The organism is Lentzea sp. NPDC051213 (assembly GCF_044455585.1).
GTDB lineage: Bacteria > Actinomycetota > Actinomycetes > Mycobacteriales > Pseudonocardiaceae > Lentzea.
In genome coordinates, this window is the sequence record NZ_JBITEX010000011.1 from 249,557 (window position 1) to 263,066 (window position 13,510).

The window sequence follows — 13,510 nt, forward strand, 5'->3', positions numbered from 1 at the left end:
CGCGCCGATACCCAGCGGAACCACTGTCAAACCGTGAATGTCACGCAGCTCTCATCGGGCTGGCCGATGTTGAACGTTCGGTTACGCTAACCCGGCTGTAACGAACGCCGACGTTGGCCGCAATGTCGCTCCGCTCCGGGGAATCGTTACACATCCATGACCTAGATCACCCATTGGCGGGTGTCCCTGGGTTTCGCGGCTGTTAAAGTCGCGTCAACACGCGGGCCATCGTCGTCCCGTGCTCCCACCTGTTGGTACGAGGTCTGAGCACGAGGACTTTGTTCTTTAGCGAGGACGACGAAGGAGGTCTGCGCAGTGATCTTCTCCGCCATCCCCGGCCCCCAGGGTCTTTACGACCCCGCTGATGAACGCGACGCGTGCGGCGTTGCGATGGTGGCCGACATCCAGGGCAGGCGTTCGCACGGCATTGTGAGTGATGCTCTTACCGCGCTTGCCAACCTGGAGCACCGAGGTGCCGCCGGTGCCGAGCCCACGTCGGGCGACGGTGCGGGCATCCTTTTGCAGCTGCCCGACGAGTTTCTGCGAGCGGTCGTCGAATTCGACCTCCCGGAACGCGGGCAGTACGCGGCGGGAATCGCATTCCTGCCGTTTGAGTCCGAAGAACGCGAAGAAGCGCGCCAGGAGATCGAGCGCATCGCGGAAGAGGAGAACCTCGTCGTTCTCGGCTGGCGTGATGTGCCGACCGACCCGGAGAAGGCCAACGTCGGCCCGACCGCGATGTCGGTGGCGCCGCATTTCGCTCAGTTGTTCGTCAAGGGCACCCGCGACGAGGCCGGCATCGCGCTGGACCGCCTGGCCTTCTGTCTTCGCAAGCGCGTCGAGCACGAGGGCAGTGTCTACTTCCCGTCGCTGTCCGCGCGCACGATCGTCTACAAGGGAATGCTGACGACCGAGCAGCTGCCGGCGTTCTTCCCCGACCTGCACGACGAGCGCCTCTTCACGGCGATCGCGTTGGTGCACAGCCGTTTCTCCACGAACACCTTCCCGTCGTGGCCGCTCGCGCACCCGTTCCGGTTCGTCGCGCACAACGGTGAGATCAACACGGTTCGCGGTAACCGCAACAGGATGCGCGCCCGTGAGGCGCTGCTGGAGAGCGACCTCGTTCCCGGTGACCTCGCGCGGCTCTTCCCGATCTGCGACCCCGAGGGGTCGGACAGCGCGAGCTTCGACGAGGTGCTGGAGCTGCTGCACCTCGGCGGCCGCAGCCTGCCGCACGCGGTGCTGATGATGATCCCGGAGGCGTGGGAGAACCACGCCACGATGGACCCGAAGCGCCGTGCGTTCTACCAGTTCCACGCCAGCCTGATGGAACCGTGGGACGGCCCCGCCTGCGTCACGTTCACCGACGGCGAGCTCGTCGGCGCGGTGCTCGACCGCAACGGCCTGCGTCCCGCGCGCTGGTGGCAGACCGTGGACGGCCGGGTCGTGCTGGCCTCCGAGACCGGTGTGCTCGACGTGCCGTCCGACCAGGTGGTCGCGAAGGGCCGGCTCCAGCCGGGCCGCATGTTCCTCGTCGACACCACCGAGGGACGCATCGTCGACGACGAAGAGTTCAAGTCGCGCCTTGCTTCCGAGTTGCCCTACGACGAGTGGCTGCACGCCGGTCTGCTCGACCTGGCCGACCTCTCGGACCGCGAGCACGTGGTGCAGAGCCACGAGTCGGTCGTGCGCCGCCAGCTCACCTTCGGCTACACCGAGGAGGAGCTGCGGATCCTGCTCACGCCCATGTCGATCATGGGCATGGAACCGCTGGCCTCCATGGGCACCGACACCCCGGTCGCGGCGCTCAGCCAGCGTTCCCGGCTGCTCTACGACTACTTCGTGCAGAACTTCGCGCAGGTCACGAACCCGCCGCTGGACGCGATCCGCGAAGAGATCGTCACGTCCGTCAAGCGCGTGATGGGTCCTGAGCAGAACCTGCTCGACCCCGGCCCGGTGTCGTGCCGCCACGTCACGCTGGACTACCCGGTCATCGACAACGACGAGCTCGCCAAGCTCATCCACATCAACGACGACGGCGACCTGCCCGGCTTCGCCTGCACCGTCCTCTCCGGACTGTACGAGGTGGACGGTGGCGGCGAGGCCCTCACGCAGGCCGTCGAACGCGTTCGCCGCGAGGCCTCCGAGGCCATCGCGAACGGTGCGCGCACGCTCGTGCTGAGCGACCGCGACTCCGACCACCGGATGGCGCCGATCCCGTCGCTGCTGCTCGTCTCCGCGGTGCACCACCACCTGGTGCGCACCAAGGAACGTCTGCGCGTCGCGCTCGTCGTCGAGTCCGGCGACTGCCGCGAGGTCCACCACGTCGCCGCGCTGCTGAGCTACGGCGCCGCCGCGGTGAACCCGTACCTCGCGTTCGAGACGATCGAGGACCTGATCAGCCAGGGCGCGATCACCGGTGTGCCCGCGCACAAGGCGATCCGCAACTACGTCAAGGCGCTCGTCAAGGGCGTCCTGAAGATCATGTCGAAGATGGGCATCTCGACCGTCGGTGCCTACACCGCGGCGCAGATCTTCGAGGCTGTCGGCCTGTCGAACGATCTGCTCGACGAGTACTTCAGCGGCACGCAGTCCAAGCTCGGCGGTGTCGGGCTGGAGGTGCTGGCCGAGGAGGTCGCGCTGCGCCACCGCCGCGCGTACCCGGACAACCCGACCGACCGCTCGCACCGCAGGCTCGAGGTCGGTGGCGAGTACTCCTACCGTCGCGAGGGCGAGCTGCACCTGTTCACGCCGGAGACGGTGTTCCTGTTGCAGCACGCCACGAAGACGCGCAAGGAGGACGTCTTCCGCCAGTACACGGCGGAGGTCGAGCGCATCTCCCGGCAGGGCGGCACGCTGCGCGGCCTGTTCAAGTTCCGCACCGAGGGCCGCACGCCGATCCCGATCGACGAGGTCGAGCCGGTCAGCTCGATCGTCAAGCGCTTCAACACCGGCGCCATGTCGTACGGCTCGATCTCGGCCGAGGCGCACGAGACCCTGGCCATCGCGATGAACCGGCTCGGCGGCCGGTCCAACAGTGGCGAGGGCGGCGAGGACCGCGAGCGCCTGTACGACCCGGAGCGCCGTTCCGCGGTCAAGCAGGTCGCGAGTGGCCGATTCGGCGTCACGAGCGAGTACCTCGTGAACGCCACGGACATCCAGATCAAGATGGCGCAGGGCGCGAAGCCCGGCGAGGGCGGCCAGCTGCCCGGTTTCAAGGTCTACCCGTGGATCGCGCGCACCCGGCACTCGACGCCGGGCGTCGGCCTGATCTCGCCGCCGCCGCACCACGACATCTACTCGATCGAGGATTTGGCGCAACTCATCCACGATCTGAAGAACGCGAACGAGCAGGCGCGGGTTCACGTGAAGCTCGTCTCGTCGATCGGTGTCGGCACGGTCGCCGCGGGTGTCGCCAAGGCGCATGCGGACGTCGTGCTGATCTCGGGCTACGACGGCGGTACCGGCGCCTCGCCGATGAACTCGCTCAAGCATGCGGGCACGCCGTGGGAGATCGGCCTCGCCGAGACCCAGCAGACGTTGCTGCTCAACGGTTTGCGCGACCGCATCACCGTCCAGGTCGACGGCGCGATGCGCACCGGCCGCGACGTCGTGGTCGCCGCGCTGCTCGGCGCCGAGGAGTTCGGCTTCGCCACGGCACCGCTGATCGTCGCGGGCTGCGTGATGATGCGCGTCTGCCACCTGGACACCTGTCCGGTCGGCGTCGCCACGCAGAACCCCGACCTGCGGTCTCGCTACACCGGCCAGGCCGACCACGTCGTGAACTTCTTCGAGTTCATCGCGCAGGAAGCCCGCGAACTGCTGGCCGAGCTGGGTTTCCGCACGATCGACGAGGCCGTGGGCCACGCCGAGCTGCTCGACAAGAACGAGGCGATCGAGCACTGGAAGACCGACGGGTTCAACCTGGAGCCGGTCTTCGAGGTGCCGCAGACCCCGTACCCGACGGCGAAGCGCAAGATCCGCGACCAGGACCACGGCCTGGACAAGGCCCTGGACCGCACGCTCATCCAGCTCGCCGAGGCGGCGCTGGAGGACGCGCACCAGGTCAACCTGGAGCTGCCGGTCCGCAACGTCAACCGCACCGTCGGCACGCTGCTCGGCGCCGAGGTCACCCGCCGCTACGGCGGCGAGGGCCTCGAGGACGACACGATCCGGATCAAGCTGACCGGGTCGGCCGGCCAGTCGCTCGGCGCGTTCCTGCCGCGCGGCATCACGCTGGAGATGGTCGGCGACGCGAACGACTACGTCGGCAAGGGCCTGTCCGGCGGGCGGATCATCGTCCGGCCGCACGACGACGCGCCGTTCCGCGCCGAGGAGCAGGTGATCGCGGGCAACGTGATCGGCTACGGCGCCACGTCCGGCGAGGTGTTCCTGCGCGGCCGTGTCGGCGAACGCTTCTGCGTCCGCAACTCGGGCGCGACCCTGGTGGCCGAAGGCGTGGGCGACCACGCGTTCGAGTACATGACCGGTGGCCGGGCCGTGGTGCTCGGGCCGACCGGGCGCAACGTCGCGGCCGGCATGTCCGGCGGTATCGCGTACGTGCTCGACCTGGACCCGTTGTCGGTGAACCAGGAGATGGTGCAACTGCAGCGCCTCAACGCCGAGGACCTGCGTTGGCTCAAGATCGCCATCACCAAGCACCAGAAGCTGACCGGTTCCGCGGTCGCCGCTTCGCTGCTCGGTGACTGGACGAGGCGAGCCGGTGCGTTCACGAAGGTCATGCCCGGCGACTTCCAGCGAGTGATGGACGCGATGCGTCTCGCGCGCGCCGAGGGCCGGGACGTTGACGCGGCTGTCATGGAGGCGTCTCGTGGCTGATCCACAGGGTTTTATGAAGCACACCCGCAAGGACGCACCGAAGCGTCCGAAGCCGGACCGGTTGCAGGACTGGAACGAGGTCTACCTCGACCAGACTCCCGCCGAGCGCAACACCGAGGTCCGCACGCAGGCCACGCGGTGCATGGACTGCGGCATTCCCTTCTGCCACAGCGGAACCGCGGGCTGCCCGCTCGGGAACCTGATCCCCGAGTGGAACGACCTGGTGCGCCGCGGCGACTGGGAGCTCGCCTCGGACCGCCTGCACGCCACCAACAACTTCCCGGAGTTCACCGGCAGGTTGTGCCCGGCGCCGTGTGAGGCGGCCTGCGTGCTGTCGATCTCGCACGACGCGGGCGGTGCCGTCGCGATCAAGCGGGTCGAGGAGACCATCGCGGACATGTCCTGGGAGAACGGCTACGTGCAGCCGTCCCAGGCGACCGTGTCCTCCGGCAAGCGCGTCGCGGTCGTCGGCTCCGGTCCCGCCGGACTCGCCGCCGCCCAGCAGCTGACCCGTGCCGGGCACGAGGTCGTGGTGTACGAACGGGACGACCGGCTCGGTGGCCTGCTGCGGTACGGCATCCCCGAGTTCAAGATGGAGAAGAAGGTCCTCGACCGCCGCCTGGCGCAGCTGCGCTCGGAGGGCACGAAGTTCGTGACCGGCTGCGAGGTCGGCGTGGACATCACCGTCGAGCAGCTGCGCGCCGAGTTCGACTCGGTCGTGCTGGCCCTGGGTGCGTTGCGCGGCAGGGACGACAAGTCGACTCCCGGGCGCGAGCTCAAGGGCGTGCACCTCGCGATGGAGCACCTGGTCCCCGCGAACCGCGCGGTCGAGGGTGACGGCCCGTCGTCGTTCTCGGCTGCCGGCAAGCACGTCATCGTCATCGGCGGCGGTGACACGGGCGCCGACTGCTACGGCACCGCGACCCGCGAGGGCGCGCTGTCGGTGACGCAGCTCGACCAGTACCCGATGCCCCCCACCGTGCGCGACGACGACCGCTCGCCGTGGCCGGTGTGGCCGCACATCCTGCGCACCTACCCGGCGCACGAGGAGGCCGGCGAACGCCGCTTCACCGTGGCGGTCCGGCGTTTCGTGGGTGACGAAGACGGTCACGTGCGCTTCATCGAACTGCAGCAGGTGCGCGTCGAGAAGGACTCGTCCGGCCGCCGCTCGGTGGTGCCGCTGTCCGACGAGGTCGAGCTGCTGCCCGCGGACATGGTGCTGCTGGCGATCGGCTTCGAGGGCGTCGAGCACATGCGGTTGCTCGACGATCTGGGCATTTCTCTCACGTCGCGCGGCACGATCTCGTGCGGCTCGGACTGGCAGACGACCGCGCCCGGCGTGTTCGTCTGCGGCGACGCACACCGCGGTGCTTCCCTTGTGGTGTGGGCGATCGCGGAGGGCCGGTCCGTGGCCAACGCCGTGGACAGCTACCTCACGGGCTCGTCGAACCTGCCTTCACCCGTTATTCCGAACCAGCTTCCGCTCGCTGTGGTCTGACAACGGCGTCCGACCACCGGCAGCAGCATGACGCCCCGCGCGACAACGGAGTCGCGCGGGGCGTTCGCCTTTTCGCGGCCGAGGAGGCATGCGGCCGGTCGGCTAACCCGGCGTGCAGGAGTTCCAGCCGACCCGCCGGCACGCCGCCCGCACCGGCTCGTACAACGAGTCATCGACCCCTGAATACCCCCACGCCGTGGCGTCCCCGACCGGGCACTCACCCTGGCAGAACCCGTTGGCGCGCAGGTAGTCCGCGGTCGCCTTGCTCTGCAACGCCGACACGATCCGCTGCCGCAGCGGTTCGGGCAGGTCGTCCGCCACCGCGAGCGGTGCACCGGGGATCAGGCCCGATGTCCAGATCTTCACCAGCTGGCCGGGCTGGATCTGGCCGCGTTCCACCAGGTGCCGGTCGACCATCTCGTCGAACGCGAAGCCCGCGTCGCACTGCTTGTTGGCGACGGCGAGCACCGTGGCCTCGTGGCCGCTGGTGAACACGGGAACGGTGTCGCGCAACGGGTCGATGCCGATCTCCCGCAGGGCTGCGCTCGGGTAGAGGTACCCGGCGGTGGACAGGCGGTCCGCGTAGCAGACCTTGCGGCCGCGCAGGTCGGGCAGGGAACGGATGCCCGAGTCGGGGTGGGTGATGCCGAAGCCGCGGTAGGACGGTGGCGCGCCCTTTTCCTTGACCTGCGCGGAGACCGGGGTGATGCGGGCGCCGCGTTCGCGGGCGACGACGTAGGACTGCGGGCCGAACGCGCCGATGTCGATCGAGCCGTCGCGCATGCCTTCGACGAGCGCTTCGTAGGTGGTCGGCTCTTGTACGCGGATCTCCACGCCGGTCTCGCGGCGCAGCATGGTGATGATCGGCAGGAACGTCTGCTGGGTCGTGATCGAGCTGGCGGTGGGGACGCCGCTGAACACCAGGGTCTGCTGGGCGGGTGCCGCGTCGCCGGGAGGCGGCTGGCATGCGGCGAGCACCAGGACTGCCAGAAGTGCGCGTTTCATCGCGGGTCTCCTAATGAGCGCAGGTGTCGCGGTAGTCGAGCGCCGGCAGGTGCTGTTGCCATTCGAGGCGGCTGAGGCCACCGTCCGCGACCCCGCACGCTCGGGCGATGACGTCGTCGAGCAACGCCATGTCCCACAGGACCGTGGTGCCGTCCGAGCCCGCGGTCGCGAGCACGGCGCCGCTGGGTGCGAAGGCGGCGGAGTTCACCGCCATCCGGTGGCCGTCGAGCTGACGGCCGACCTGGCGGGGCTGGTTCGGGTCGGTGATGTCCCAGACGAGGGTGCTGCCGGTCGAGGTGCCCGCGACCAGCTTGGTGCCGTCCGGTGCGAACGCCAGCGCGGTCACCTGCTTGTTCTGGCCGAACGGCTGGCCGATCGGGAGCGGGTGGCCGGGATCGGTGATGTTCCACAGAATCGTCGTGCCGTCGGTGCTGCCCGCGGCGAGCACCTTGCCGTCGTGCGAGAACGCGGCCGCGCTCACGCTGTTGTGGTTTCCTGCCAACGGTTTCCCGATCGGCGTGCGGCTCGGGACGTTCCACAGCACGACGGTGTTGTCGCCGCCCGCCGTCGCGTCCATGTCGCCGTGCGAAGCCAACGAGTACAGCCGCGAGGTTGCGACGCCCTCGCTGATCTTCTTCGGCTGGTACGGGTAACCGACGTCCCAGCGGATCTGCCGGTTGTCCGATCCGGTGGTGACGAGCGTGGTGCCGTCGTCGAACGCGACGGACTTCACCAGCATGCCGTGCCCGGTCAGCGGTAACCCGATCCGGCGCGGCCGGTCGGCCATCTCCCACACGATCGCCGGTCCGCGGGCGCTGCCGGTGACGAGTCGCAGCCCGTCTGGTGAGAACGCCAGCGACGACACCGCACTTCGTTGTCCCACCAGCGGATCGCCGAGCTGCCTCGGTTGCGCCGGCGAGCTGATGTCCCACAGGACCGTGGTGGCGTCGTGGCTCCCGGCGGCCAGCACGGGGGAGGTGGGGGAGAACGCGACCGACGAGACGACACCGCTGTGGCCGGTCAGCCGGGTGTGCGTCCGGTCGGCCAGGCGCCACAGCGTGGTCACGCCGTCCGACCCGCCGGCGACCAGCAGGGTTCCGTCGTCGTTGAACCCCACCGACGTCACCGCCTTGCGCACGGTGTCGTTCAGCGGCTCGCTCGCAACAGGTTTCGCCGGTGAGCTGATGTCCCACACCACCACGGTGCCGTCGTGGCTGCCGGTCGCGATCTTCGTGCCGGCGAACGCCACGGACGACACCCCGGCGCCCTGGCGCTGGAACGGCTCACCGAGCTGCGCCGGTTCGGCACCGAGCGACCACAGCGCGGTGGTGCCGTCCGAGCGGCCGATCGCGAGCAGCGTCCTGGTGTCGTTGAACGCCACCGAGGTCACCGGTTGCCCGGCCGGCAGACGGTGGCGTCGTGACGTGTTCCCGGTTTCCCACAACAGGACAGAGCCGTCCGAGCTGCCGATGGCGGCGATGTCGCGGGCGAGCGCCACGGAGGTGACCGCCGCGTCGGTGACGGACTCGCGGGCAAGCCGCCGGGGTTTGTCGCTGAGATCCCACAGGCTCGCTGTGCCGTCCGTGCTGCCGACGACGGCAGTGTGCCCGCTGGGACCGAACGCGACCGCGGACGTGGTCTCGCCGAACGAGCCGCCGTACCGCGTGGTGAGCAACGTGTTGACCAGCTCGGTGTTCGTGTCCGAGCTGAGGGCGAGCTCGTGCGCGGCCATCCCGAGGCGCAACGCGAGCTGTGGCGAGGAGTTGCGCGCGACCTGCGCCTGCGCGATGAGCGCGCGGGCGGTCGCCGTGTCGCGTTCGGCGCTGGCGGTGCTCCACTGGACCGCGGCGAGTCCGGCCGCGCCGACGGCCGCCACGAGGAACACCGCCAGCCAGCTGACCGTGCGCCTGCGGTCCCGCCGCCGCTGTGTCTGCAGCGCGTGGATCCGGTCGCGGCTCGTGACCAGGAACCTGCGGGCGTCCGGGGAGAGGTCGTCGTCGGCCACCAGCGGTTTGATGGCGGCGAACGTGTCCTCGTTGAGCAGCAGGTGGTCCGCGGTCTCCCCCTCGATCCACTGCGAGGCGTCGAGCTCGACCGATTGGGCGGCGCGCAGGCCGATCTGACGCTCGTCGATCGCGCACCGCAGCGGTCGCCACTCGGTGAACAACGCCTCGTGCGCCACGCCGATCCAGCGGCCCTGCTTGTCGCCGCTCGCGGTGAGCAGGCGGTGCCGGACGAACACCTCCAGCGCGGTGCGGGCGGTGTCGTCGAGCTGGGCCAGGTTGACGCGTTTGCGGGTCGGCCGGCCGGTGAGGTCGAGCGTGGCCAGGTTCGCCAGCCGGGACAGCAGTTCCTCGTTGCTCAGACCGGTTTCCGCGACGGCGCTGTCGAGCACGTCGTCGGCGTGGCGTGCGAGCGCACCGTGCACACCGCCGAGGTGCTCGTACCGTTCGCTGGAGAGCGTGCCGCCTCTGGACACGCCCATCGCCAGGTGCTGCAGCGTGAACGCGAGCAACGGCAACGCCTCGCCGCTCGCGGTGTCCTCGACGAGGCGTGCCACGAGCTCCGGGTGCACCTTGAGCCCGGCCACCCTGGCCGGTCCGGTGATCACGACGTTCAGCACCTCGCGCGCGAGCGGTGCCAGCACGTAGCTGCCGATGTGGACGCCGCCCAGTTCCGGCAACGTCCGCAGGTCGTCGAGGAACTCCGACCGGAGCGTGGCGATCACCCGCACGTTGTCGCAGAGCGCGTCCTTGAGCATCTTCGCGACCACCTGGCGTTCGTCCTCGCCGGCTCGCGTGAAGAGCTCCTCCGCCTGGTCGATGGTGATCAGCAGCCTGCGGTCCTCGTCGACGAGTTCCCGGGCCACCCCGCGCAGCCCGTCGCGGAGGAGCCGGTCCCTCGCCTCCTGCGGGGACCAGTCGAGGCCGGTGCGTTCGGCGGTCTTGCGCACCGCGCGGGCGAGCGCGTCGAGCGGATCGTTGCCCGGCAGCCACGGCGGCATGACGAGCCAGCGCGGGTCGTCCGCCAGCTGGGCCAGCAGACCGGCCCTGACCAGTGACGACTTGCCGCACCCCGACGGGCCGACGACGGTCAGCAGACCGGGGCTGCGGCGGACTTTGCGGGCGAGGGCGCGGGTCTCCTGGTCGCGGCCGAAGAAGACGGCGCTCAGGGCTGTGGTGAACGCGTCCAGGCCGGGGAACGGTTCCTGGTCCTTCGCGAGTTTGCGACCGCCGGCGTCGAACTGCCGCAACGCCTTCTCGAGGTGCTCGCGCGCGGTGGCGTGCGGGATGTGGTTGAGGTGCCTGATCAGCGGGTGGATGACGTCGTCCGCTGTCTGCACGGGCAGCAGGAGGCAGCCCAGCGCGTCCGCGATGGCCACCTCGGCCGTGCACCAGCTCGACGCGATCGACGCCTTGCTGACGACGCAGACCACGGCGTCCGCCTTGCGCAGTTCGTGGTGCAGTCGTTCGCGCCACGCCTCGCCGACCTGGATCCCGTCGTCGGGGTGCACTTCGAGGAACGTCTCGTGATCGCGGTCCAGCCAGTCACGGATCTGTCGCGCGATCGCCACGTTCTGCGTCGCGTGGCTGATGAAAACCCTCGCCACGACGGCCTCCTTTGGCATTCGGTCACCGATTGTGCACAGCACGCAGGGGACGGGTACCGGTTGTCCACTTATTGGCACATCTGGAACGCGGGACGATCACGCTTTGCATACTTACGTTTCCGTGAACTTGGAATCCCTTTCGGGTGAATCTGGTGCTGGATACGGGCGAACTCAGTCTCGTATATCGCGAAGCTTGTCCACTTCGGGCGAAACTGATACTCGTAGATCAACTCGGTCGGGGGGTGAGCATGCGCAGCGTTCTGCTTGCTGTCGTGATCGCCCTGTGCGCTGTGCTGGCACCGGCCGTCACACCCGTGTCGATCGGCGCGCCGCCGCCGAAGGCCAAGACCTCTGTGCCCAAGGAGGAAGCGCCCCGCGAGGAGCGCGAGACGAGCAGGCTGCGCGTGCCGGCCACCGCGGTCGAGCGCGTGGCCGGCGTGACGAGGCCGTCCGCGGTGATGGGTCTCGTGCCGCGTGCCGGTGCCGGCGTCGTGCTGGTGTCCGCCGCCGAACCGATAGCGGTTTGGCGCACACCTCCCGCACTGCAGGTGTTCAGGAACTGATCGGTCCCCGTTTTCCGGTCAACCGAACACTTTCCTTTAGCAGTGAGGGACTCCCATGGACTTCCATCGCTTTGTTCAGCATGCCCGCGCACACGCGGCATCACGTTCCCGCGCCGCCGGACGCCGTCTCGCCGCCGGTCAGCAGCCCACCACGATGTTCATCACGTGTGCCGACTCGCGCATCGTGACCGCCGAGATCACCGGTGCGGAACCGGGCTCGTTGTTCGAACTCCGCACGGCGGGCAACGTCATCCCGCCGTATTCGCTGACCAGGCCGTCCAGCGAGATGGCGACGATCGAGTTCGCCGTGCTGCAACTCGGGGTCAGCGAGATCGTCGTCTGCGGCCACTCGCACTGCGGTGCCGTCACCGCGCTGAACGGCGCCGCGATCGACCACCTGCCGGCGATGCGCGGCTGGTTGCGCCCTGGGCGGAAACCACCGAGCGGCCATGCTGATCCCGCCATGCGGACCGAGGGGCAGGAGCACGTCCGCGCGCAACTTCGTGTGCTGCAGGACTATCCGTTCGTCGCCTCACGGGTCGCGGACGGTTCGTTGCGGGTGCACGGCTGGTTCTACGACATCGAGACCGGTGGGGTCTCCGCCTGCGCCGAGCACGCTTTCCTGCCGCTGTAAGGGTTCTGGCGATGAAGAGGTACTGGGCCGACCTCGGTGCGTCGGTCGTGGTGTTCCTCGTGGCGCTGCCGCTGTGCGTAGGCGTGGCGGTGGCGTCCGGGGTGCCCGCCGAGCTCGGTGTCGTGACCGGTGTGGTCGGCGGCATCGTCGTCGGGTTGCTGCCGGGCAGCACCATGCAGGTGAGCGGACCGGCGGCGGGTCTCACCGTGCTCGTGGCGGAAGCCGTTGCCCAGCACGGGATCCAGGCCCTGGGCGTGATCGTCCTGGGCGCCGGGCTGATCCAGGTGGCGCTGGGCCTCGCGAGGTGCGGCCGGTGGTTCCGCGCGATTTCACCGTCGGTGGTGCAGGGTATGCTCGCCGGTATCGGGTTGGTGTTGGTACTGGGCCAGTCGAAGGCCCTGGTCGTGTCGCCGGTGGCGTTGGCGCTCGGCCTGCTCACCGTCGTGATCATGCTGTTGTGGCAACGGACTCCGTTGCGCGTGGTGCCGGGCGTGCTCGTGGGCGTGGTCGTCTGCACCGCGCTGGCGGCGGTCTTCGCCTCGCCGGTGGCGCGAATCTCGGTCGGCACGCTGTCGTCGGACGTGCACCTGCCGGACTTCTCGTTGCTGGGCACCGGAGTCCTGGGCACCGCGGTGGTGTTCGCGTTGGTGGCCTCGGCCGAGAGCATGTTCAGCGCAGCGGCCGTCGATCGCATGCACGGCGGTCCGCGCACGCGGTACAACCGTGAGCTGGTCGCACAAGGTGTCGGCAACACGATCTGCGGCCTGCTCGGCGCGTTGCCCATGACGGCGGTGATCGTGCGCAGTGCGGCCAACGTGTCCGCGGGTGCGCGAACGAGGGCGTCGCGCGTGCTGCACGGCGTGTGGCTGCTGCTGTTCGTCGTGCTGCTGCCGGGGCTGCTGGCGTTGATCCCGGTCGCTGTGCTCGCCGCGGTGCTGGTGCACGCCGGTTGGAAACTGCTCGGTCTTCGGGGTGTGGTCGCGTTGTGGCGCACCGACAAGGCGGAAGGGGCCGTCCTGGTCCTGACCGCCGGCCTCGTCGTGGCCACGGACCTGCTGACCGGCACGCTGGCCGGCCTGCTGGCCGCGGTGGTGAAGACGGCCTGGGACGTGTCCCGGCTGTCGGTCGTCGTGACGCCGGACGGGGTCGCGCTGCGCGGCAACGCCACGTTCCTGCGGCTGCCGCGGCTGCTCGACGCCCTGGACCGGGTCGACCGGAAGCACGTGCTGATGGATCTGAGCGGGGTCCGGCACCTCGACCAGGCCTGCGGGCAGGCGATCGACCAGTGGGTCGACGAGTCCCGCCGGGCGGGCCGGACCGTGGAACTGGTCGGCCGATAAAGCCCGGGGGATAAGGCAAGG

Annotated in this window: 7 protein-coding genes; 5 read left to right on the forward strand and 2 right to left on the reverse strand. The window is 69.4% G+C overall.

Annotated elements, in window-relative coordinates; genetic code table 11:
- Positions 1–315 precede the first annotated feature (315 nt).
- Both gltB and ACIA8G_RS39540 read left to right on the forward strand, forming a co-directional pair.
- A complete protein-coding gene (gltB, locus tag ACIA8G_RS39535) occupies positions 316–4,839 on the forward strand; it encodes a glutamate synthase large subunit (protein WP_396423904.1) in 4,524 nt (1,507 codons plus the stop codon).
- The gene (locus ACIA8G_RS39540; protein WP_396423905.1) at positions 4,832–6,337 is read left to right on the forward strand and encodes a glutamate synthase subunit beta; all 1,506 of its coding nucleotides are present in this window, start codon (positions 4,832–4,834) and stop codon (positions 6,335–6,337) included. Before gltB ends, ACIA8G_RS39540 begins: the two co-directional genes overlap by 8 nt.
- Before the next feature lie 102 nt (positions 6,338–6,439).
- Here ACIA8G_RS39540 and ACIA8G_RS39545 read toward each other — a convergent pair whose 3' ends face one another.
- Together ACIA8G_RS39545 and ACIA8G_RS39550 are read right to left on the reverse strand one after the other, a co-directional pair.
- Entirely contained in the window at positions 6,440–7,342 is a 903-nt protein-coding gene (locus ACIA8G_RS39545) for a phosphate/phosphite/phosphonate ABC transporter substrate-binding protein (RefSeq protein ID WP_396423906.1), read from the reverse strand.
- Positions 7,343–7,352: 10 nt separating this feature from the next.
- Positions 7,353–10,952: a TIR domain-containing protein gene (locus ACIA8G_RS39550; RefSeq protein WP_396423907.1), complete on the reverse strand. Its 3,600-nt coding sequence runs from the start codon at positions 10,950–10,952 to the stop codon at positions 7,353–7,355.
- Positions 10,953–11,200: 248 nt separating this feature from the next.
- On the opposite strand from ACIA8G_RS39550, the gene ACIA8G_RS39555 reads away from it, so the two are divergent.
- Genes ACIA8G_RS39555 through ACIA8G_RS39565 form a run of 3 tightly spaced genes read left to right on the forward strand, consistent with a single transcriptional unit; the run spans position 11,201 to position 13,489 of the window.
- Complete coding sequence (locus ACIA8G_RS39555) at positions 11,201–11,515, forward strand: hypothetical protein (RefSeq protein WP_396423908.1); 315 nt, start codon at positions 11,201–11,203, stop codon at positions 11,513–11,515.
- A gap of 55 nt (positions 11,516–11,570) precedes the next feature.
- Positions 11,571–12,149, forward strand: a complete 579-nt coding sequence (locus ACIA8G_RS39560; RefSeq protein ID WP_396423909.1) for a carbonic anhydrase — start codon at positions 11,571–11,573, stop codon at positions 12,147–12,149.
- An 11-nt stretch (positions 12,150–12,160) separates the two neighbouring features.
- Positions 12,161–13,489: a SulP family inorganic anion transporter gene (locus ACIA8G_RS39565; protein WP_396423910.1), complete on the forward strand. Its 1,329-nt coding sequence runs from the start codon at positions 12,161–12,163 to the stop codon at positions 13,487–13,489.
- Positions 13,490–13,510 lie beyond the last annotated feature (21 nt).

Coding starts and splice junctions, on each gene's coding strand:
- ACIA8G_RS39565 (WP_396423910.1), top strand. CDS start 12,161: ATGAAGAGGTACTGGGCCGACCTCGGTGCGTCGGTCGTGGTGTTCCTC.
- ACIA8G_RS39545 (WP_396423906.1), bottom strand. CDS start 7,342: ATGAAACGCGCACTTCTGGCAGTCCTGGTGCTCGCCGCATGCCAGCCG.
- ACIA8G_RS39555 (WP_396423908.1), top strand. CDS start 11,201: ATGCGCAGCGTTCTGCTTGCTGTCGTGATCGCCCTGTGCGCTGTGCTG.
- ACIA8G_RS39560 (WP_396423909.1), top strand. CDS start 11,571: ATGGACTTCCATCGCTTTGTTCAGCATGCCCGCGCACACGCGGCATCA.